The following is a 21,671-nucleotide window of genomic DNA, read 5'->3' on the forward strand; positions in this document are numbered from 1 at the left end:
GGCTCCGGCCGCTCCCCGTGCGCGGACGGCCGCCGGCGGACCCCGGACCGTAGCCCTCCACCCCGGGCGCCCTCCCCGGCACGGCGACGCTCCTGCCGCACCCGCCGCGCGCCCGGGAACCGCCCACCGCCCACCGCGGTCCGGCCCCCGCCCGGCACCGCTGCCCGGCCGGCCGAGCGGGCCCGGCAGGGGCACCCGCACCGGCCGGGGAGCGCGGGCCCAACGCCCACAGGGCTCCGCCGTGTTGCCGCCGTGAGGCGCACGTCCCGGCCCGCGTCCGCCGTCCCCCGACCCGGGGCAGGTCTTCCGCGTGCCGCGCGCCGGAATGTGATCGGATGGGGGCAGGAATCCCGGGCACGGGACCACACGTGAAAGGACCTACCGTGGCTACCACGCGCTCCGCACACACCGTCTGGGAAGGCGACCTGCTCCAGGGCAGCGGCGTCGTCACCTTCGACTCCTCCGGCGCGATCGACCAGCAGCCCGTGTCGTGGCCCTCCCGCGCCGAGGAGCCGAACGGCAGGACCAGCCCCGAGGAGCTGATCGCCGCCGCCCACTCCAGCTGCTTCTCCATGGCCTTCTCCAACATCCTCGCCAAGGCCGGCACCCCGCCCACCAAGCTCGTCACCTCGGCCGACGTCACGTTCCAGCCGGGTGAGGGCATCACCGGCGTCCACCTCTCCGTCGAAGGCACCGTTCCCGGCATCGACGACGACGCGTTCGCCGCCGCCGCCGAGGACGCCAAGGTGAACTGCCCGGTCAGCCAGGCCCTGAAGGCCGTGCCGATCACCCTGTCCGCGAAGCTCACCTGAGCACGCACGTCGCGCGGACCGGCACCCCGGCGGGAGCCGGTCCGCGCGAGCGCCCGGCGGTACCGCCACCACCCGGCCCGGCACCCCGCAGCCGTACCGCGTCCGGCCCGCCCGTGCCGGCGCACCCGGCGCCGCACGGCCCTGACATCGGGGGTGGCATTGACAACCACCTGCCCGCGTTCTGTGCTGGAGGGGTGGAGGCGCGCCCTGACGGAAGGGGACGGCTATGGCACGGGCGGTCGGCATAGATCTGGGGACCACCAACTCGGTCGTGGCGGTGCTGGAGGGCGGTGAGCCCACGGTCATCGCCAACGCGGAGGGGGCCAGGACCACACCCTCGGTCGTGGCCTTCGCCAAGAACGGGGACGTCCTCGTCGGCGAGGTGGCCAAGCGGCAGGCGGTGACCAACGTCGACCGCACCGCCCGCTCGGTCAAGCGGCACATGGGCGACGCACACTGGCGCTTCCCCGAGCACGGTTCGGTGGACGGCACCCGCTACCGGGCCCAGGAGCTGTCGGCGCGGGTCCTGCAGAAGCTGAAGCGGGACGCCGAGGCCTACCTCGGTGAGGACGTCACCGACGCGGTGATCACCGTGCCCGCCTACTTCGACGACGCCCAGCGGCAGGCCACCAAGGAGGCCGGGGAGATCGCGGGGCTGAAGGTGCTCCGGATCATCAACGAGCCGACCGCCGCCGCCCTCGCCTACGGCCTCGACCGCGGTGAGGAGCAGACCGTCCTCGTGTTCGACCTCGGCGGAGGTACCTTCGACGTCTCGCTGCTGGACATCGGCGACGGCGTCATCGAGGTCAAGGCCACCAACGGCGACACGCATCTGGGTGGCGACGACTGGGACCAGCGGATCGTCGAGCACCTGGCCGGTGCGTTCAAGGGACGCCACGGCATCGACCTGGCCGCCGACCGGATGGCGGTGCAGCGGCTGCGCGAGGCCGCGGAGAAGGCCAAGATCGAGCTGTCCAGCTCCTCGGAGACGACGATCAACCTGCCCTACCTCACGGCCACCGCCGAAGGGCCCCTCCACCTCGACGAGAAGCTGACCCGCGCCCAGTTCCAGGAGCTGACCGCCGACCTCCTGGAGCGCTGCAAGCAGCCCTTCCACCGGGCGGTCGAGGACGCGGGCGTGAAACTGTCCGCGATCGACCACGTGATCCTGGTCGGCGGCTCGACGAGGATGCCCGCCGTCACCGAGCTGGTGAAGGAGCTGACCGGCAAGGACCCGCACAAGGGCGTCAACCCGGACGAGGTCGTCGCCGTGGGCGCCGCCCTCCAGGCCGGTGTGATCCGCGGCGACGTCAAGGACGTCCTGCTGCTCGACGTCACCCCGCTGTCCCTCGGCATCGAGACCAAGGGCGGCATCATGACCAAGCTCATCGAGCGCAACACCACGATCCCCACCCGGCGCTCGGAGATCTTCACCACCGCCGCCGACAACCAGCCCTCCGTCGGCATCCAGGTCTACCAGGGCGAACGGGAGATCGCCGCCTACAACAAGAAGCTCGGCGTCTTCGACCTCACCGGGCTGCCGCCCGCCCCGCGCGGCGTACCGCAGATCGAGGTGGCCTTCGACATCGACGCCAACGGGATCATGCACGTTTCCGCCAAGGACCTGGCCACCGGCCGCGAGCAGAAGATGACCGTCACCGGCGGCTCGGCCCTGCCCAAGAACGACATCGACCGCATGATGCGGGAGGCGGAGCAGTACGCGGAGGAGGACCGCGCACGCCGTGAGGCCGCCGAGACCCGCAACCAGGCCGAGCAACTCGTCTACCAGACCGAGAGGTTCCTCCAGGAGAACGGCGACCGCGTCCCCGCCGACACCCGCTCCGAGGTCGAGTCGGCCGTCACCTCCCTCCGGACCCTGCTGGAGCAGAACGCCGACACCGCCGCGCTGCGCTCCGGGGTGGAGGAACTCGCCACGGTGAGCCAGAAGATGGGGCAGGCCATGTACGCGCAGGCCCAGCAGGGGCCGGCCCAGCAGGAGCCGGACGGCGAGCAGCACACCGCACCGCACCCGGAGGAGGAGAGCGTCGTCGACGCCGAGATCGTCGACGACGAACGCGACCAGCGGTAGGGGAGCCCCGCGGCGGCGCCGTCATCCGCGGTCCCGGTCGGGCGCGGCCGGCAGCACGGCGCACACGGCGTCCAGGACGGCCGCGTACGGTGTGCCGTACTCGGTGAGCCCGGAGCGCAGCCTCTCCACGGCGTCGCGGTACTCGGTGAGCAGGGCCGTGTCGCCGGTACGGGCGGTGAACTCCAGCACCGCCGGCAGGTAGTCGGGCAGCGCCTCCCCGGTGAACTCCAGACCGTGCGCGCGGTAGAGCTCCTCGTAGCGTGCCGGCGACTTCCCACGCCGCCGCGCGTCCTCGTCGCACCACGTGCTCAGATGCAGACGGTGCCCGTTTCCCGCGCCGAAGACCCGCACGTGGTGAGCGGCCAGCTCCCGCGGCGGGGTGACGGCCGCGTGGTCGCTGAACTCCCGCAGCTGCGGGGCGGCTTCGCGCAGCAGCGGAAGCCGGGCCCAGAAGCCCTCGTCGGGGTAGGTCAGGCACAGTGCGGCTGCCTGGTACAGCACGGCGTCCGAGGGCATCGCAGAGCCTCCTCCGGATCGGCTTCGACCGGGCCGTGGCCGGTGACCGGCGACACGGCGGACACCCGGCACGCACTCCCCGCGCTCGGTTCGGCCCGAGCGGGGGACCGCACCCGGTGCGGGGCGGCGCCGCGTCACGCGATCGCACGGCACCGCACGCCGCGGGGACCGTCCTGTCGTGGACGACGGGCGTCCGCAACAGACCCTAGGGCGGTGCCGCGGACCACACCCGTTCAGTGCACCCGAACGGGGGCCGGCAGGGGACGCCCGGTGCTGTCGCGGGCGCAGGCCCGGCAGTGTGGGCGCCCGGTGCACCCGCGCGGGGGAAGCCCTGCGGGGTGACGCCGTCAGGGCTTGCGGGCGACGCCCGCGTAGACCGGCACGACGCCCTCCGCCTGCGCGTCGACGTCCTCCGGTCCGGGCCGCCAGCCGGTCACCGGGATCACGCCCGGCCCGAGCAGTTCCAGACCGTCGAAGAAGCGCCCGAACTCGGTGACCGACCGCGGGTGGAAGGGGGTGCCGCTGCGCCGGAAGTGCTCCGCCGCCCGCTGCACGGCCTCCGGGTTGAGGTCCGCGGTCACCTGCGACAGGATCACGTGGCTACCGGGGGCCAGCGCGGCGACGTAGCGGCGCAGCAGGCCGTACACGTCGTCGCCGTCGGGTTCGTCGTCCAGGTAGTGGGTCAGGGCGACCAGCGACAGCGCCACCGGCCGGGACAGGTCCAGGACCTCCTCGGCCCGGGTCAGGAGGGCGCCGACGTCGCGGACGTCGGCGTGCACGTAGTGCGTCGCACCCTCGGGCGTGGAGTGCAGCAGGGCCTCGGCGTGCCGCAGTACCAGCGGGTCGTTGTCCGCGTAGACCACCCGTGCCTCCGCGGCCACCCCCTGGGCGACCTGGTGCAGGTTGGGCTCGGTGGGGATGCCCGTGCCGATGTCCAGGAACTGGCGTACGCCCGCCTCGGCGACCGCACGCACCGCTCGGTGCATGAAGCGGCGGTTGGCGCGCGCCCCGCGCACCGCGGTGCCGTCCACGGCGAGGATGCGCCGCGCCAGCTCCTCGTCGACGGGGTAGTTGTCCTTGCCGCCCAGCCACCAGTCGTACACCCGGGCCGGATGCGGCCGGCCGGTGTCGATGCGGAGGGGGTCGGCCTGGGAACCGGTCATGCGCGGTGCTCTCCTCGGTCAGAACGTCCGGCGGTACTCGCTCAGGATCTTCTTCGTGCGCTGTGCGGAGGCGGCGTGGGTGGTGAGGTGGTCGAGGACCTCCAGGTGCGCCGATACCTCGTGCCGGGAGTCCAGGTACAGCGCGCCCGTGAGGTACTCGGTGACCACCAGGTCGGGCAGCTCCGGTTCGGCGAAGCGGAACAGGGAGAACGGCGCGTACGTGCCCGGGTGGGGACCCGCGGCGAACTCGGCCACCTGCAGGGTCACCCGGTCCCGTTCGGCGTACTCCAGCAGCTTGTCCAACTGGTCGCGCATCACACCGGAACGGATGCTGACCGGGCGCAGCAGCACCGTCTCGTCCATGATCACCCACAGGTGGGGGGCATCCGCGCGCTCCAGCAGCCGCTGCCGCTCCATGCGCAGGCACACGTGCCGCTCCATGGTCTCCGGCGTCGTCCGCCCGATCGTGCCCGCCTCCAGCACGGCACGCGCGTACTCCTCCGTCTGCAGCAGCCCGGGCACGAAGTGCGGCTCGTAGGAGCGCATCATCCGTGCGGCGCCCTCCAGGCTGACGAACAGGCTGAACCAGTCCGGCATCACGTCGTGGAAGCGCTGCCACCAGCCGGGGCGGTTGGCCTCCTCGACGAGGTCGACGAAGACCGACGCCTCCTGCGCCGACACGCCGTACGCCTCCAGCAGCACCTGTACGTACGGCACCTTCAGCGCGACCTCCGCGGTCTCCATGCGCCGTACGGTCGCCGGGGCCACCCGGAGGATCTGCGCGGCCTCCTCACGCCGCAGCCCGGCCACTTCGCGCAGTTCCTGCAGGCGTTTGCCGAGCACCACCTGGCCCACGGTCGGCGCGGGCCGCCGCTCACTCACGCCACGTCTCCCTCTACGCGCCCTGGCAGCCGAACCACGCGAGCAGTCTGTCATGTTCCGGCGCGCATCTCACGGGCCCCCGGGTGAGGCGCTCACCACTCGGCCCCCGTTCAACGCCCATGACCTCGGGGGTAGTCGGCCCACCCGGGTGCGGGACGGGATCGTGAGGCCGGCGGTTCCCGGGCCGGCGCACCCCGGCCCGGGAACCGGCCCGCGGGCGCCGCACCGCGCGATCGTGCGCCGCGCGTCCTGCTCCCGCTCCCGCTCCCGCTCCTGACGGAAGGTGATCCATCATGTACGCCGTACCGGCCGCCCTGCGCCGGCGCAGGGCGGCCGCATTCCGCCACCCGTACGGCCGGAACGCGCCGAGGGCCACGGCCGCCCCGCTGTGGCAGGCTGGTCGGGAACGCGCTGCTGCCGAAGGGAGCCGGGCCATGGCCGTGGAACCGCTGTCGCAGAAGGAGATCGAGGACCGGCTGGCGGACCTGCCGGGCTGGTCGCTCGACGACGACCGGCTCGTCCGCTCCTACCGGCTGGCGAACCACTTCGCGGCGACGGCACTGGTCATCCACATCGCGCAGGTCCAGGAGGAGCTCGACCACCACTCCGACCTGACCCTCGGCTACAACACCGTCTCCGTCGCCGTGAACACGCACAGCGTCGGAGGCAGGGTCACCGGGCTCGACGCCGAGCTGGCGCGCCGTATCCAGGAACTGGCCCCCGCGCACGGCGCGCACTGATCCGGCGGCGGGGGGAGCGCCCATGCTGGACTACGACAAGGAAGCCGAGCGCTACGACATCCTGCGCGGCGGGGAACCCAGGGCGATCGCGGCGGCCGACGCCGTCCTGAGCCTGGTGCCGACACGGGCCACCCGCCTGCTCGACGTGGCCTGCGGCACCGGCATCGTCACCCGGCGCCTCGCCGCGGCCAGGGCCGGACTGCGGGTGACCGGCGCCGATCTGGCCGAGGCCATGACCCGGCGCGCCGCGGCCCGGCTGCCCGGAGCGGTCGTCCGCGCGGACAGCCGCCGATTGCCTTTCCCGGACGGCGTGTTCGACGCCGTGACGAGCGTGTGGCTGCTCCACCTCGTCGACGACCCGGCCGATGCGCGGACCGTGGTCGCCGAGTGCGCCCGGGTTCTGCGGCCGGGCGGGGTGTACGTCACGACCGTCGACAAGGGCGCCTCGCACAACGTCGGCAGCGACATAGACGCCGTCCTCGCCACCCGCCCACCCACACCGTCCCGGGACGCCGCGGCACTGATCGAGGCCTACGCCGCAGAACAGGGCCTGACCCCCACCGGTCGGGCCCGCTTCACCGGCCACGGCCAGGGCCGCAGCCCCCAGCGCGCCATCACTGATCTCCGGCGCGGCTGGTTCGTCACGCTCCCGCCGGGCGAGCCCCTCGCCGAGGAGTTCGCCACCCGCCTGTCCGCCCTACCCGACCAGGACCGGCCGCGCCCCGACCCGGTGTTCAGCGTGCGTGGGTTCGGCAAGGAGTGAGCCGCACTCGGCACGGTGTGAGCCGTATGCCGTGAACCGCGAGCCCGGCCGGACCGGCTCCAGACGCCGTTGCAGCCGTTGGCCGGCCGCCGGTGGCCCGTGTCCGTGCACGCCAGGGTCCACGTCCGTCGATGGCGTCCGCACCGCGGTTGGTGAGGGCCACGTCCGGGGTGAGCCGGAACCCCTGTCTTCGGTGGTGTGGCGGTGCGGGCTCGCCGAACCGGTTCCCCGACCGTGGGGACCTGTCCCGGCGGACCCCGACCCCCGCCCCCCTGCCTCAACCTCGACCCCGAGCGCGACCGTGTCCGTGCGCGGCCGGGGATTTGCCGCGCCCGCAACTTCAGTGGCCGTCCCGCGGTGCGTCGGCGCAGGCTGGGGCCATCCGGAAGAGAGGCTGACCCCATGGCGCACGACGACCGAGGCCACCAGGCAGAGCAGGCAGAGCAGGGCCACCACCACGGCCCCCGGCATCCCGGTCACCACCACGACACCCACGGCACCGACATCGACTGGGCGGAGATGGCCGCGCATCTCGAAGCGCAGGCCGAGCTGTTCACGCCCCTGTACGAGCGGGCCCTGGCCTGGCTGGGGAAGGAGGTGACCGAACCGGGGCTCATCGTCGACGCCGGCAGCGGGCCCGGCGTGATCTCCTGCCTGTTCGCGGAGACGTTCCCCGGCGCCCGGGTGGTCGCCGTGGACGGCTCCGAGCCGCTGCTGGAACGCGCCCGGGACCGTGCCGCCCGCACCGGCGTCGCCGACCGCTTCGCCACCGTGGCCGGCGAGCTGCCGGAGGCCCTGGACGACCTGGACTACCCCGCCGACCTGCTGTGGGCCAGCCGCAGCCTGCACCACCTGGGCGACCAGCGCGCCGCCCTGGCCGCGTTCGCCGAACGGGTCGCGCCCGACGGCACTCTGGCGTTGATGGAGGGGGGCCTGCCCACCCGCTTCCTGCCCCGGGACATCGGCATCGGACGGCCGGGACTCCAGGCGCGCCTGGACGTGCTGGAGGAGGAGTGGTTCGCCCGGATGCGGGCCGAGCTGCCCGGCAGTGTCGCCGAGCGGGAGGACTGGCCCGCGCTGCTCACCGCCGCGGGCCTGAAGCACACCCGCACCCGCAGCTTCCTGCTCGACCTGCCCGCGCCCGCCACCGACCGGGCCCGCGCCTATGCCGCCGACTGGCTCGGCCGCCTGCGCGACAACGTCGGCGAGGGCCTCGACCCCGAGGACCGCGCCACCCTCGACCTCCTCCTCGACCCCGGCGCTCCGGAGAGCGTGCACCACCGGCCGGACGTGTTCGTCCTCACCGCGCACACGGTGCACACCGCGGTGCGCCCGCACTGAACCCTCTTGACTGAACGCCCGTGACGGCGGCTCGACTCCGACGGCACTCCACGTGACCGTCTGCCCGCCGGAAACGGACACGGACGACACAGGGGGGTGGGCGGTCGCCGTCCGGCAGCCGGGGCAGCCCACCCGAGCCCGCGCGTGGTCAGCCCGCGCGCACGAACTGCCGGGCCAGCCGCTCGCCGACGGCGCGGGCCGCGCCCCGGCTCTCGATCGGCGCGGCCCGGGAACCCGTGAACACCACGTAGGTCACGGCCTCGTCGGTGCCGCCCCGGGCCGGGTCCGGGTCGATGCCCAGGGCACGGGCGGCGGCGTACGAGGCCTCGCCGATGATCTCCTTCGGGCCGAGGTCACCGACCACGGCGTACTCCACCCGGTCGCCGTGGACGACGGCGACCACCTCGCCGCCCCGCAGCCGCGCACCGCGGTAGTCCCAGATGGCACTCGCGCCCGGCACCACGATGTACGGCACCCGGTCGGCCTGCAGCGGCCGGCCGTCGGACTGGTGGAACGCCGTGTCGTCCTGGTACCAGGGGTCGGTGTGCTCGTTGCACCGCGACGTGCGCAGCCCGTCGCAGTCGACGTCCAGGTCGGCCGTCCAGAACACGGCACCCTTCGCGCCGCACACCGCGACCGAGGGCGGCTTCTCCTGGTCGGTGCGGTAGGTGCCGTGGGAGATGCGGTCGCACGAGCGGGTCCTGGCCAGCAGCGCGGCGGCGCTCACGCCGCCCCCTCCGGCGGGGGCCGAGGTGCCGCAACCGGTGAGGGAGGCGGCGAGCAGCACCGCGGCACAGGCCGCGGCGAGCGTCAGTCGTCGAGTGTGCACGTTGGAGGGACGCAGGGGCCGGGCCGGAGGTTCCCCGTCCGGACGCACCGGTCCCCGTGGCCGCGCGCCGCGCCCCGGACCGCGGGGACCGGGGTGCGGCGCCGGCGTGGCGTCAGCGCAGGTCGAAGGAGGCCGGGTCCGGGCCCAGGCGCCGGTCCTCGTTCAGCGCGCTGATCGCGGCGAGGTCCTCCTCGTCGAGGCGGAAGTCGAAGACACTGATGTTCTCCACGATCCGGGACGGCGTCACGGACTTCGGGATGACGACGGTGCCGACCTGGAGGTGCCAGCGCAGCACGATCTGGGCGGGGGTGCGGCCGTGCTTCTGCGCGATGGCCACGATCGCCGGGACCTCCAGCAGGCTCTTGCCCTGTCCCAGCGGCGACCAGGCCTCCGTCGCGATGCCCTGCTCGGCGTGGTAGGCGCGCGCCGCGTGCTGCTGGAGGAAGGGGTGGAGCTCGATCTGGTTGACCGCCGGGATGACGGAGGTCTCGCCGATGAGGCGCTCCAGGTGCTCCGGCAGGAAGTTGGAGACGCCGATCGCGCGGGCACGGCCGTCCGCGTACAGCTTCTCGAACGCCCTGTACGTGTCGACGTACGTGCCGCGGTTCGGCAGCGGCCAGTGGATCAGGTACAGGTCGACGTAGTCCAGGCCGAGCTTGGCCAGCGAGGTGTCGAACGCGCGCAGGGTGGAGTCGTACCCCTGGTCGCCGTTCCACAGCTTGGTGGTGACGAAGATGTCCTCGCGGGGCAGACCGGAGGCGGCGATCGCCTTGCCGGTGCCCTCCTCGTTCCCGTAGATCGCGGCCGTGTCGATGCTGCGGTACCCGGCGTCCAGGGCTGTGGCAACGGCCTGCTCCGCCTCGTCGTCCGGCACCTGCCACACGCCGTAGCCCAGCTGGGGCATCTCGACGCCGTTGTTGAGGATGATCGGGGGGACGTTGCTGCTCACGGGCTCTTGATCCTTCGGTTGTCCGACGGGTGATACTCACATCGTCAACGATCACGGGTGGCAATGCATTCCTGATCGCCGAATCCGGCCACTCAGGCGCCTCACACCCGGTACAGGGCCTCGACCTCGCGCGCGTACGTCTTCTCGATCGCCCTGCGCTTCAGCTTCAGCGACGGGGTGAGCAGCCCGTGCTCCTCGGTGAAGGGCTGGGCGAGGATGCGGAAGGTGCGGATCGACTCGGCCTGTGACACAAGGGTGTTCGCGGCGACCACCGCGCGCCGTACCTCCGCCTCCAGGTCCGGATCGCGGACCAGTTCCTGTGCCGTCATCCGGGGCTTGCCGTGCACCTGCAGCCAGTGCTCGACGGCCTCCTGGTCGAGGGTGATCAGAGCGGCGACGAACGGGCGGTCGTTGCCGACGACGATGCACTGGTTGACCAGCGGATGGTCACGCACCCGTTCCTCCAGCGCGCCGGGCGAGACGCTCTTGCCGCCGGAGGTGACGAGGATCTCCTTCTTGCGGCCGGTGATGGTGAGATAGCCGTCCGCGTCGAGGGCCCCGAGGTCGCCGGTGGCCAGCCAGCCGTCGTGCAGCGTCCCGTCGGTGGCCTTGGGGTCGTTCAGATAGCCCTGGAAGACGTTGCCGCCGCGCAGCCAGACCTCGCCGTCGTCCGCGATGTGCACGGTGACGCCGGGGATCGGTTGCCCGACGGTGCCGTAGCGGGTGCGCTCGGGCGGGTTGGCGGTGGCCGCCGCGGTCGTCTCGGTCAGTCCGTACCCCTCGTAGATCTGCACGCCCGCGCCGGCGAAGAACAGGCCCAGCCTCCGGTCCATCGCCGATCCGCCGGACATGGCGTTGCGGATCCGGCCGCCCAACGCCGCGCGCACCTTGGCGTACACCAGCTTGTCGAAGAACTGGTGCTGCATCCGCAGCCCCGCCGACGGGCCCGGCCCGAGGCCCCAGGCCTTGGTCTCCAGCGCTTCGGCGTACTGCACCGCCACTTCGACGGCCTTCTCGAACGGCCCGGACCTGCCCTCCCGTTCGGCCTTGCGGCGGGCGGCGTTGAGCACCTTCTCGAAGATGTACGGCACGGCCAGGACGAACGTCGGCCGGAACGCGGCGAGGTCGGGCAGCAGGGCCTCGGCGTTCATCTGCGGCTGGTGCCCGAAGCGGACCCTGCCGCGGATGGCGGCGACCTGCACCATCCGTCCGAAGACGTGCGCCAGCGGCAGGAAGAGCAGGGTCGAGGCGTCCCCGCCCCGCGTGGAGCGGAACAGCGGCTGCCACCGCTCCAGGACGGTGTCCGCCTCGTACTGGAAGTTGCCGTGGGTCAGGACGCAGCCCTTGGGCCGGCCGGTGGTGCCCGAGGTGTAGATGATCGTCGCGACGGTGTCCGGGGTGACCGCCTCGCGGTGCCGGTGCACCACGTCGTCGTCGAGGTGGGCACCCGCGTCGTACAGCTCCTGCACGGCGCCCGAGTCCACCTGCCACAGTCGGCGCAGCTGCGGCAGCCGGTCGATGACCGTGGCGACGGTCATCGCGTGGTCCTCGTGCTCCACGATCGCCGCGCAGACCTCGGCGTCGTACAGCATCCAGAAGCACTGTTCGGCCGACGACGTCGGGTAGACCGGCACAACCCGGGCACCGATGGTCCACAGCGCGAAGTCGAACAGCGTCCACTCGTAGCGGGTGCGGGACATCAGCGCGACGCGGTCGCCGAACCTGATGCCGCTCGCCAGCAGTCCCTTGGCCAGGGCGAGGACCTCGTCCCGGAACTCGACGGCCGTCACGTCCCGCCACCGTCCCCCGGCGTCCTTCCGGCCGAGGACCGCATGCCGCGGATCGGTCTCGGCATGCCGGAAGACGACATCGGCCAGACCGCCCACCGGCGGTTCCGACACCGACGGGGGGTTGGTGTACTCGCGCAAACCCACTCCCTCCCGAGGCCACGTCCCTCGTGCGGCGCTCCGCACGGCGCCGTGAAAGCTACCCCACCCGGCGGGCCGCCGGGAGGGGGCGGCGGCGGTCGCCGGCGCTCACGGCAGGGCCGGTCAGCGGGGGAAAATGCGCACACATGCGGAAGGGTCGGACAGAAAACCGACGGTTCCGTAAGTTCCGGGCGGAGACCGGCACCGAAATCTCCACCGAATCTGTACCGGCCGGGCACCCTGCGTGACGTCCCCGGTGCCGGAACCCTCACTCCGCTCTGCGTCGGCGCGGCCGTTTCCGTCACTCTCGGGACGCGGCGGTGCGGCGGGCCGTGAGGGGGCCGGTGCACAGGGGGAGCGGGGGAGGCGGGGACCGGAGGACCGGCGGGGTGCGGACGGCGGGCGGGCCTCGCCGCCGCCGTCCGCACCCCGCCGGCCGAGCCGGGCAGGACCCGGGGGAGCCTCGCCGGCCCGTCACCCGGGGAGGCGGTGCAGATCCGCCCCGTCGGCTCCCGCGGCGGCCGGCGCTCCGCTCCGAGCCTGGTCCGGGACGGGCGACCCGTGCGCCGCGACGCGGGGGAGCCGCCGGTCCAGCACGCGAGGCAGCCACCAGTTCGCGCGCCCCATCAGTGCCATGACCGCCGGCACCACCACCATCCGGACGACCGTGGCGTCGAGCACGACCGCGGTCGTCAGCCCCAGGCCCATCATCTTCACCAGCGGGGAGGGACTGACGACGAAGCTCCCGAACACCGCCGTCATGATCAGAGCGGCCGAGGTGATCACCCGGCCGGTCGCCGCCATGCCGCGCGCCACCGACTCGGTGTTGTCCCCCGTGGCGTCGTACTCCTCGCGGATGCGCGAGAGGAGGAACACCTCGTAGTCCATGGACAGGCCGAACAGGACCGCGAAGAAGATCGTCGGCAGCGGCGAGGCGATCCGGAGCGTACCTTCCAGATGCAGCAGGGAACCGAGCCAGCCCCACTGGAACACCGCGACCACGACGCCGTACGCGCCGCCGATCGACAGCAGGTTCATCACGGCCGCCTTCAGCGGGATGACGAGGGACCGGAACACCAGTGTCAGCAGCAGGAACGACGCGCCGACGACCGCGGCGACGAGGACCGGAAGGGTGTCGGAGAGCTGCTCGGTGAGGTCGTCGGTCATGGCGGTCAGCCCCGACACCGCGACATTGCCGGGGACGAGGGCGCGGACGCGCGCGAGGGTCTTGGACGTCGCGGGGTCCGCGGGCGCCGTGGTGGGAAGCGCGGGCAGGACGACCGTGTCCCCGCCGGCGGAGGTCCGGGGCGCGCCGACCGACGCGATGCCGGGGTCCGCGGCGATGCGCTCAGCCAGTGCCGGAACGGCGCGGGCGTCCACCCCCGGGGCGCGCAGGTCGGCGACGATCACGAGCGGGGCGTTGACGCCCGGGCCGAAGCCCTCCGCCAGCAGATCGTAGGCGCGGCGGTGCGTGGTACGCGGCGAGTCGTCGCCTGCGTCCGGGAAACCGGTCTGCATGCCCAGCGCGGGGGCTCCCAGCGCGCACAGCACCGCCGCACCGACGGCCAGGTGACGCAGCGGCCGGCTCGACACCCGGTGCGCGAAACGCCACCACGCGGTGTCCTCGGCCCGTTTCGCCGGACGCCTGCGACCCAGGCGCCCGCGGTCGACGCGGTCGCCCAGCAGCGACAGCAGAGCCGGCAGCAGCGTGAGCGCGGTTCCCACGGCGAGGAGGACGACCAGGGCGGTGCTGACACCGATCGAGGTCAGGAAGCCCAGACCCGTCAGCGCGAGAGCACCCGTCGTCGCCACGACGGTGCCGCCCGCGAACACCACGGCCGCGCCCGACGAGCCCATGGCGTTCGACAGCGCGGTGGCGTTGTCCTGCCCGGCGGCACGGTGTTCGCGGTAGCGGACCGTGATGAACAGGGCGTAGTCGACGCCGACCCCCAGTCCGATCATCGCGCCGATCGTCGGGGCGACGGTGGACACCTCCAGCGCGCCGGCGAGCAGTGCGACGGCCCCCAGACCGGTGGCGACGGCCACCAGCGCGAGCACGACCGGGACCAGGGCGGCGACGACCGTACCGAACGCCACGACCAGTACCACCAGGGCCACCAGCAGACCGGCCGCCTCCCCGCCCGAGGTCTCCGTCTCGGCGTTGATGAAGGCGGCGTCGCCCCCCAGCTCGGCGACGACCCCGTCCGCGCGCACCGGCTCGATCGCCTCGGACACGGCCCGGAGCTGCCCGGGGTCCAGGTCCGTGGCGGCCACGTCGAACGTGATCGCCGCGAAGCCGATGCGGCCGTCGGGCGACACCGTGCCGGTCGTGAACGGGCCGGCCACCGAGGCGACATGGGCCACGCCCGCGATGCGGGCGACCGCCGCGTCCACGGCCGGACGGTGACGGTCCAGGCGCTGTCCCCCGGGCGCGGCGAAGACGGCCATGGCCGTGCCGCCGGACTCCTCGGGGAAGCGCTCCTCCAGCAGTTCCATCGCCTTCCGGCTCTGGCTGCCGGGCGCCACGAGGTCGTCGGCGAACGAGCCGCCCACTGTGGCCGCCAGGGACAGCAGGCACAGGAGGGCGACCGCCCAGGAGGCGATCGTGACCCAGGGCCGGCGGGCGCTCGCATCGCCGATACGCCGGGTGAATCGGTTCATGGACAAGGAGCTCCTGTCAGAGGTGCGGCGCCGGGCAGGACACGACCCGCCGGGACGGCCCCGGGAGGTGCGACGGCCGCCGGGTGTCATCGGCGCGGCGGCGGAACGAACGGGCGGTCCCATCGTGTGGGCCCGGCGCCGCCGGGGTCTCCCGCCACCGGAGGGGGTCTTCCGTCGCCCCCGGGGCGGGGGGAGGAGGGCGCCGCCTCCGCCTCCGGAAGGAGCCCGGCGTCCCCCCGCCGACGGGTGACCGGGCGCTCGGCCCGTCCCTACAATGACTCGCCCCGCACATCCCGACGATCCGAGCCGGGGCCGTGGACGCCCTTCCTGGAGCGATGATGAACCGCACGGCGCTGCCCACCGAGACACCGCCCGGCCGCGCCACGCGGAGGTTCCGCGGACCTTTCGCGCGCTGGCCGCGCGCCGCGGACGCCGTACTCGCCGCCTTCGTGACCGTCACGACCACGCTCTTCCAGGACGCACCCGGCGACGCGGTCGTCGTCCGCGCCATCGGCGATGTCGCCCCCGCGGCCCTGCTGGTCTTCGCCGTGGCCGGTACCGCGCTCTGGTGGCGGCGGACCGCTCCGGTCGCCGTCCTGGGAACGGCGGTGACCGGCTGGGCCCTGACCCTCGGCAGCGGCTTCTCCGACCTGGGAGGCATCACGATCGTCGCCCTCTACAGCGCGGGCCGCTACGCCGCGCACGACGGACGCGTCGGTCTCGGCGTCGCCGCGGCGCTCGCCGTGGTCACCGCCGACGGTCTCATCGACGCCCTCCCCTGGGGGGAGATCGGCTTCGGCGCCCTGGTCCTGTTCGTGGCCTGGTACACCGGCCGGCGTCTGCGGTTGCGTCAGGAGCGGGCGGCGCAGTTCCGCCGGGAGCAGGCGGCCGAGGCGAACCGGATCGTCGCCGAGGAGCGCACCCACATCGCCCGCGAACTGCACGACGTGGTCGCCCACCGGGTGAGCATGATGACCGTGCAGGCCGGTGCGGCGCGGATGGTGGCGCCCGACGACCCCGAGAGCGCGCTCCAGGCGATGGCGGCCGTGGAGGAGGCGGGCCGCCAGGCGCTGGACGAACTCCGGCACCTGCTGGGCGTGCTGCGCCCCGACGGCGAACACGGCGGCCTGGGCCCGCAGCCCGCTCTGACGGACCTTCCGGCGCTCGTCGAGCAGATGCGGGAAGCGGGCCTGGACGTGTCGCTCGGCGGCGACAGCCGCATCCCCCTTCCGGCACGGGTGGAGTTGTCGGTGTACCGCATCGTCCAGGAGGCGCTGACCAACGTGCTCAAGCACTGCGGACCGCGGGCGCGCACGCAGGTGTACGTCCGCAGCGACGGGAACGGCGACGTCACCGTCGAGATCGTCGACGACGGCCGGGGCCCTGCCGCGCCGCCGGCGCCGGGCGGCCACGGCGTCGGGGCGGGCCACGGCATCGTCGGCATGCGCGAGCGGGCGCTCCTGCTGGGCGGCAGCCTCGATGCGGGACCGCGGCCCGGCGGCGGGTTCCGCGTGCTCGCCCGCCTGCCCGCCGGAGGGGAGTCCGCATGAGCATCCGCGTCGTCGTGGTCGACGACCAGGCCCTGGTCCGCACCGGTTTCTCCATGATCCTGCGCGTGCAGGACGACATCGAGGTCGTCGCCGAGGCCGGGACGGGGCAGGAGGCGATCGAGGCCGCCCACCGGCACCGCCCGGACGTCGTCCTCATGGACATCCGCATGCCCGGGATGGACGGCCTGGAGGCGACGTCCAGAATCCTGGAGAAGGCCGACTGGGACGTCCGGGTGCTGATCCTGACCACCTTCGACCCCGACGAGTACGTCTACCGAGCACTGAGCGCCGGTGCCACCGCCTTCATCCTCAAGGACATTCCCCCCGAGCAACTCGCCGTCGCCATCCGCACCGTGGCCGACGGCGGGGCCATGCTCGCGCCGTCGATCACCCGGCGCCTCATCGGCCGGTTCGCGCAGGGCCGCGCCGTCACCCCGGCCGTCGCGGGGCGCGTCGAGCGGCTGACCGAACGGGAGAAGGAGATGGTGGTCGCCGTCGCTCGCGGGGCCAGCAACGCGGAGATCGCCGAGCACCTCCGCATCGGGGCCGCGACCGTCAAGTCGCATGTGTCGAGCGTCCTCACCAAGCTCGGCCTGCGGGACCGCACCCAGATCGTGGTCTTCGCCTACGAGAGCGGACTCGTCGCCGCCGGCCGCCACGACGTCGGTCACTGAACCCGGCACGGCCGACCGCCCCGCCAGCGCACCCCGCGGCCCCCGGACCCTCGCCGGCCGTCCCCTCACCTGGCGGGCCCGCAATCCGGCCGGACCTGCGGGACGTCGCGTCCGCCGCGCCCCTTGGAGCGCCGGGCCCGCGGCCCGCGTGAGGCAGCGCGTCCCGTCCCCGCCCGGCGCGCACGGGACCCGGCTCCGTGCCGGGCGGTGCCGGGCGGCCCTCTACCCGGGATGGGCCCTTTGGCGCCGCTGCAAGCGGTCCCCGCCCGCCAGGATCGCCGCCGCCAGCGCATCGGCCGCGCCCTGGGCGGAGCCGCCGCGCCGGCCGTGGACCAGTACGAAATCGACCCGGCCCAGCTCCGGCAGCCCGAACCGGTCGGGCACCCGCGCCAGCCCCGGCGGGATCAAGCCGCGCGAATGGGCCATCACCCCCAGGCCCGCCCGTGCCGCGGCGATCAGCCCGTTCAGGCTTCCGCTCGTGCACACGATCCGCCATGCCCGCCCCTGCCGCTCCAGCGCCTCCAGGGCGAGGGCGCGCGTGATGCCCGGCGGCGGGAAGACGATCAGCGGTACCGGGCGGCCGGGCTCCAGACGCAGCCGCTGGCCGCCGATCCACACCAGGTCGTCCCGCCACACCAGCTCCCCGGGCGGATCCTGCGGGCGCCGCTTGGCGAGCACCAGGTCGAGCCGGCCCGCCGCCAGCTGCTCGTGCAGCGTGCCCGACAGCTCGACCGTCAGCTCCAGGTCGACCTCGGGGTGGTCGTGCCGGAAGCCCTCCAGGATCTCCGGCAGCCGGGTCAGCACGAAGTCCTCCGACGCGCCGAACCGGAGCCGCCCGCGCAGCCGGGTCCCGGTGAAGAACGCCGCGGCCTGCTCGTGCACCTCAAGGATCCGCCGGGCGAAGCCGAGCATCGCCTCGCCGTCCTCCGTCAGCTCCACCGAATGGGTGTCCCGGCTGAACAGCGTGCGCCCGGTCGCCTCCTCCAGACGGCGCACCTGCTGGCTGACGGTCGACTGGCGCAGCCCGAGCCGCCGCGCGGCCTGCGTGAAGCTCAGCGTCTGTGCCACCGCCAGGAAGGTCCGCAGCTGCGAGGGGTCGTACACACCGGCCACCGTACCCGGTCATCACCCATCATGATGACAGTCAGAGCGGTGTACCGGATTCCCGATCAGTGCCCCGGGGAGGACGATGGAGGAGGGCCTTCCAGGCTCCGCCGCGACGGTCCTGACGGCCCGCGCAGACCACCGACGAAGCACGTGGAGCACCGTGAAACGCCTGCAGTGGCCGAGCTGGATGCCGATCGACCCCTACATCGTGCTGCTGCTCGGCACGGTGGGTCTCGCCGCCCTGCTCCCCGCGCGCGGCACGGCCGCCGACGTCGCCTCCGGCGCCACCACCGCGGCGATCGCCCTGCTGTTCTTCCTCTACGGCGTCCGGCTGTCCACCCGCGAGGCCCTCGGCGGTCTGCGCCACTGGCGGCTCCACGTCACCGTCCTGGCCTGCACCTTCGTCGCCTTCCCGCTGCTCGGTCTGACCACCGGCGTGCTCGTCCCGGGCCTGCTGACCCACCAGCTCCAGCAGGGTCTGCTCTTCCTCACCCTGGTGCCCTCCACGATCCAGTCCTCGATCGCCTTCACCTCCATCGCCCGCGGCAACGTGCCCGCCGCGATCTGCGCCGGATCCTTCTCCTCGCTGGTCGGCATCGTCGTCACCCCGCTGCTCGCGGCGGCTCTGCTCGTCAGCGGCAGCGGCGGCTTCTCCACCGACGCGCTGGTGAAGATCGTGCTGCAACTGCTGGTGCCGTTCCTGGCCGGGCAGCTGCTGCGGCCCCGGATCGGCGGCTTCGTCGCCCGGCACAGGAGGGTGCTGGGCCGCGTCGACCGCGGCTCGATCCTCCTCGTCGTCTACACCGCCTTCAGCGCGGGCATGGTGCAGGGCATCTGGCACCAGGTCAGCCCGGCCCGCCTCGGTGGACTGCTCGCCGTGGAGGCCGTACTGCTCGCCGTGATGCTGCTGCTGACCTGGTACGGGGCGAAGGCGCTGCGCTTCGGGCGCGAGGACCGCATCGCCATCCAGTTCGCCGGCTCGAAGAAGTCCCTCGCCGCCGGGCTGCCGATGGCCGGCGTCCTGTTCGGCGCGCACGCCTCGCTGGCGGTGCTGCCGCTGATGCTCTTCCACCAGATGCAGCTCATGGTGTGCGCGGTGATCGCCAAGCGCCGCGCGCACGACCCGGAGGCGGAGCCGGCCGCTGCCCCGGTGCCGTCGGAGACGGCGCGCCCCGGGGCCGGTACGGCGTCGCCCTCGCGGTGACCTCGGCCCCGGCGCCGTGCCGAGCGGCGGTGCGGCACGGCGAGGAGGGGGTGCGGCACGGCGGGCAGAGGCGGGGCGCGGCGCCTGCGCGGGTCGGCGGGACGGGGTGAGCCGCGGGTGGGCGCTCAGCCCCGCGCGACCGCGTGGCGAAGGGCGACGCGATCCCCGCCCGCGTACACGTTCATGGAGCTGCCCCGCAGGAAACCGACCAGCGTCAGGCCCGTCTCCACGGCCAGGTCCACCGCCAGCGAGGACGGGGCGGACACCGCCGCCAGCACCGGAACGCCCGCCATCACGGCCTTCTGCGCCAGCTCGAACGAGGCCCGCCCGGACACCAGCAGGATCGCCCTGGAGAGCGGCAGCCGGCCGCTCTCCAGGGCCCGGCCCACCAGCTTGTCGACGGCGTTGTGACGTCCCACGTCCTCCCGGACGTCCAGCAGCGCGCCGTCCTCCGAGAACAGCGCTGCCGCGTGCAGTCCACCCGTCCGGTCGAACACCCGCTGCGCGGCGCGCAACCGGTCCGGCAGGTCCGCCAGCAGCTCGGGCGTGACGCGGACCGGGGGCGTGTCGGCGATCGCCCAGCGGGCCGTCGTGCGCACCGCGTCCAGGCTCGCCTTCCCGCACAGGCCGCACGACGACGTCGTGTAGACGTTCCGTTCGAGGGTGATGTCCGGGACGGACACGCCCGGGGACGTCCGTACGTCCACCACGTTGTACGTGTTGGAGCCGTCGGCTGTGGCGCCCGCGCAGTACACGATGTTCTGCACGTCGCCCTGCTCGCCGAGCACCCCCTCGCTGACGAGGAAGCCCGCGGCCAGTGCGAAGTCGTCGCCCGGGGTGCGCATGGTGATGGCCAGCGGCCTGCCGTTCAGCCGGATCTCCAGCGGTTCCTCGGCGACGAGCGTGTCGGGGCGCGCGGAGACGGCACCGTCCCGGATGCGGATCACCTTGCGTCGTTCCGTGACTCGTCCCATGTCGTGTCTCAGTCCCGGTTCTGTCCGTGCGGGTGGCCGGGGCGGCCCTCGATGCGGCGGGTTGCCGCAGGTCACCCGGCCGTTGTGCCGCGGGGTGGCCTCCAGGTCCCCATTGTCGCGTACCTGTGGCGCGGGGTGCCGCACACCGGGGGCGCGACCTCGGAGTGCGGGGCGCGGGCCTGCCGCGGCAGGCCCGCGGCACGACCCGGACCGAGGCGCGGACGCCGGGGCGTGGGTCCGGCCCCGCACGGCGGCCCGCACTCAGGTTCGGGCGGCGTGCGGACACCCGTGCGGACACACGACCCGGAGCGTCCGGGAGCGTCCCCGGGGTCTGCGGGAAGCCGACAACTCGTGCGCCCGATTCCTGTTGCTTCACGCGCCCTGCTACCCGTCGGTCACTGATCAGACTGGTGAATCCCGCTGACCGAGGCAACGAGGGGGAACCACCCAATGAACGGCTCGCGGATCGCCGCCATCGGCCACTACCAGCCCGCCGAGGTGCTCACCAACGAGGACCTCGCCGGCATGGTCGACACCAGTGACGAGTGGATCAGGAGCCGCGTGGGCATCCGGACGCGGCACATCGCCGGCCCCGACGAGCCCGTCGACGAACTCGCGGCGCACGCCGCCGCCAAGGCCCTCGCCGCGGCCGGCCTCACCCCCGGCGAGATCGACCTGGTGCTCGTCGCCACCTCCACCGCAGTCGACCGGTCCCCGAACACCGCCGCCCGCGTCGCCGCCCGCCTCGGTGTCCCGCAGGCCGCCACCATGGACGTCAACGTGGTGTGCGCCGGTTTCACCCACGCCCTCGCCACCGCCGACCACACCCTCCGGGCGGGTGCCGCCCGCCGCGCACTGGTCATCGGCGCCGACAAGATGTCCGCCGTGACCGACTGGACGGACCGCACCACCTGCGTCCTCGTCGGTGACGGAGCGGGCGCCGCCGTGGTCGAGCCCTGCCCCGACGGCGCCGAGCCCGGTATCGGGCCGGTGTTGTGGGGATCGGTGCCGGAGATGGGGCACGCGGTGCGGATCGAGGGCCAGCCCGCCCGGTTCGCGCAGGAGGGACAGGCCGTCTACCGCTGGGCCACCACCCGCCTGCCCCCGCTCGCCCGCCAGACCTGCGAACGCGCCGGACTCGCCCCCGAGGACCTCGCCGCCGTCGTCCTGCACCAGGCCAACCTGCGCATCATCGAACCGCTCGCGGCGCGCATCGGCGCCACCGGCGCCGTGGTGGCCCGCGACGTCACCGACTCCGGCAACACCTCCGCCGCCAGCATCCCGCTCGCCCTGTCCAAGCTGGTCGAGCGGGGCCGGATCCGCACCGGCGACCCCGTGCTGCTGTTCGGTTTCGGCGGCAACCTGTCGTACGCGGGACAGATCGTGCGCTGCCCGTGAGCGGGTCCGGTTCATCGGGTGGCCGGCGGGCCGAGTTCGCGCCCCGGATCCCCTGCGCCCCGTAGGCTGGGCCGCAGGACCACCGATACCG

At 73.6% G+C, this 21,671-nt stretch carries 18 protein-coding genes; 9 read left to right on the forward strand and 9 right to left on the reverse strand.

What is annotated here, in order from left to right:
- The first annotated feature begins 383 nt into the window (after positions 1-383).
- Both I3F54_RS09560 and dnaK read left to right on the forward strand, forming a co-directional pair.
- A complete protein-coding gene (locus tag I3F54_RS09560; RefSeq protein WP_240118219.1) occupies positions 384-812 on the forward strand; it encodes an OsmC family peroxiredoxin in 429 nt (142 codons plus the stop codon).
- A gap of 226 nt (positions 813-1,038) precedes the next feature.
- Positions 1,039-2,901, forward strand: coding sequence for a molecular chaperone DnaK (gene dnaK / locus I3F54_RS09565; RefSeq protein ID WP_240118220.1), 1,863 nt, complete (start codon positions 1,039-1,041; stop codon positions 2,899-2,901).
- Positions 2,902-2,922: 21 nt separating this feature from the next.
- Here dnaK and I3F54_RS09570 read toward each other — a convergent pair whose 3' ends face one another.
- From I3F54_RS09570 to I3F54_RS09580, 3 genes are all read right to left on the reverse strand, one after another.
- Positions 2,923-3,417: a nitrate reductase molybdenum cofactor assembly chaperone gene (locus I3F54_RS09570; protein ID WP_240118221.1), complete on the reverse strand. Its 495-nt coding sequence runs from the start codon at positions 3,415-3,417 to the stop codon at positions 2,923-2,925.
- A 347-nt stretch (positions 3,418-3,764) separates the two neighbouring features.
- Positions 3,765-4,580, reverse strand: a complete 816-nt coding sequence (locus I3F54_RS09575) for an SAM-dependent methyltransferase (protein WP_240118222.1) — start codon at positions 4,578-4,580, stop codon at positions 3,765-3,767.
- 18 nt (positions 4,581-4,598) lie between these two features.
- The gene (locus I3F54_RS09580) at positions 4,599-5,462 is read right to left on the reverse strand and encodes a helix-turn-helix transcriptional regulator (protein WP_240118223.1); all 864 of its coding nucleotides are present in this window, start codon (positions 5,460-5,462) and stop codon (positions 4,599-4,601) included.
- Positions 5,463-5,896: 434 nt separating this feature from the next.
- Here I3F54_RS09580 and I3F54_RS09585 point away from each other — a divergent pair, with 434 nt between their 5' ends.
- The 3 genes from I3F54_RS09585 (at position 5,897) to I3F54_RS09595 (ending at position 8,306) form a co-directional block, all read left to right on the forward strand.
- Positions 5,897-6,202, forward strand: coding sequence for a 4a-hydroxytetrahydrobiopterin dehydratase (locus I3F54_RS09585; protein WP_240118326.1), 306 nt, complete (start codon positions 5,897-5,899; stop codon positions 6,200-6,202).
- Positions 6,203-6,224: 22 nt separating this feature from the next.
- Positions 6,225-6,965 (forward strand): class I SAM-dependent methyltransferase, encoded by a 741-nt coding sequence (locus tag I3F54_RS09590; protein WP_240118224.1) that lies wholly within the window; start codon positions 6,225-6,227, stop codon positions 6,963-6,965.
- Between the two features lie 402 nt (positions 6,966-7,367).
- Complete coding sequence (locus I3F54_RS09595; RefSeq protein ID WP_374205877.1) at positions 7,368-8,306, forward strand: trans-aconitate 2-methyltransferase; 939 nt, start codon at positions 7,368-7,370, stop codon at positions 8,304-8,306.
- 148 nt (positions 8,307-8,454) lie between these two features.
- On the opposite strand, the gene I3F54_RS09600 is transcribed toward I3F54_RS09595, so the two are convergent.
- From I3F54_RS09600 to I3F54_RS09615, 4 genes are all read right to left on the reverse strand, one after another.
- Positions 8,455-9,135 carry a glycoside hydrolase family 75 protein gene (locus tag I3F54_RS09600; RefSeq protein WP_240118225.1) on the reverse strand — a complete coding sequence of 227 codons (681 nt, stop codon included), beginning with the start codon at positions 9,133-9,135 and terminating at the stop codon, positions 8,455-8,457.
- Between the two features lie 112 nt (positions 9,136-9,247).
- Positions 9,248-10,084 carry an aldo/keto reductase gene (locus I3F54_RS09605; protein WP_240118226.1) on the reverse strand — a complete coding sequence of 279 codons (837 nt, stop codon included), beginning with the start codon at positions 10,082-10,084 and terminating at the stop codon, positions 9,248-9,250.
- A 101-nt stretch (positions 10,085-10,185) separates the two neighbouring features.
- The gene (locus tag I3F54_RS09610) at positions 10,186-12,012 is read right to left on the reverse strand and encodes a long-chain fatty acid--CoA ligase (protein WP_240118227.1); all 1,827 of its coding nucleotides are present in this window, start codon (positions 12,010-12,012) and stop codon (positions 10,186-10,188) included.
- A 474-nt stretch (positions 12,013-12,486) separates the two neighbouring features.
- Positions 12,487-14,673 carry an MMPL family transporter gene (locus tag I3F54_RS09615; RefSeq protein WP_240118228.1) on the reverse strand — a complete coding sequence of 729 codons (2,187 nt, stop codon included), beginning with the start codon at positions 14,671-14,673 and terminating at the stop codon, positions 12,487-12,489.
- A 335-nt stretch (positions 14,674-15,008) separates the two neighbouring features.
- Between I3F54_RS09615 and I3F54_RS09620 the strand changes: the two genes are divergently transcribed.
- Both I3F54_RS09620 and I3F54_RS09625 read left to right on the forward strand, forming a co-directional pair.
- Complete coding sequence (locus I3F54_RS09620) at positions 15,009-16,223, forward strand: sensor histidine kinase (RefSeq protein WP_240118229.1); 1,215 nt, start codon at positions 15,009-15,011, stop codon at positions 16,221-16,223.
- Positions 16,220-16,897, forward strand: a complete 678-nt coding sequence (locus I3F54_RS09625) for a response regulator transcription factor (RefSeq protein WP_240118230.1) — start codon at positions 16,220-16,222, stop codon at positions 16,895-16,897. The genes I3F54_RS09620 and I3F54_RS09625 overlap by 4 nt, the downstream gene beginning before the upstream one ends.
- A 222-nt stretch (positions 16,898-17,119) precedes the next feature.
- Here the strand turns inward: I3F54_RS09625 and I3F54_RS09630 are convergent, their stop codons facing one another.
- Positions 17,120-18,001, reverse strand: a complete 882-nt coding sequence (locus I3F54_RS09630; RefSeq protein WP_240118231.1) for a LysR substrate-binding domain-containing protein — start codon at positions 17,999-18,001, stop codon at positions 17,120-17,122.
- 163 nt (positions 18,002-18,164) lie between these two features.
- Here I3F54_RS09630 and I3F54_RS09635 point away from each other — a divergent pair, with 163 nt between their 5' ends.
- Positions 18,165-19,208 carry a bile acid:sodium symporter family protein gene (locus I3F54_RS09635; protein ID WP_240118232.1) on the forward strand — a complete coding sequence of 348 codons (1,044 nt, stop codon included), beginning with the start codon at positions 18,165-18,167 and terminating at the stop codon, positions 19,206-19,208.
- Positions 19,209-19,333: 125 nt separating this feature from the next.
- Here the strand turns inward: I3F54_RS09635 and fdhD are convergent, their stop codons facing one another.
- Entirely contained in the window at positions 19,334-20,182 is an 849-nt protein-coding gene (fdhD, locus tag I3F54_RS09640) for a formate dehydrogenase accessory sulfurtransferase FdhD (RefSeq protein ID WP_240118233.1), read from the reverse strand.
- A 450-nt stretch (positions 20,183-20,632) separates the two neighbouring features.
- On the opposite strand from fdhD, the gene I3F54_RS09645 reads away from it, so the two are divergent.
- Positions 20,633-21,580, forward strand: a complete 948-nt coding sequence (locus I3F54_RS09645; RefSeq protein ID WP_240118234.1) for a beta-ketoacyl-ACP synthase III — start codon at positions 20,633-20,635, stop codon at positions 21,578-21,580.
- Positions 21,581-21,671: the final 91 nt, after the last annotated feature.

The organism is Streptomyces sp. MUM 2J (assembly GCF_022414535.1).
In the GTDB taxonomy this organism is placed as follows: domain Bacteria; phylum Actinomycetota; class Actinomycetes; order Streptomycetales; family Streptomycetaceae; genus Streptomyces.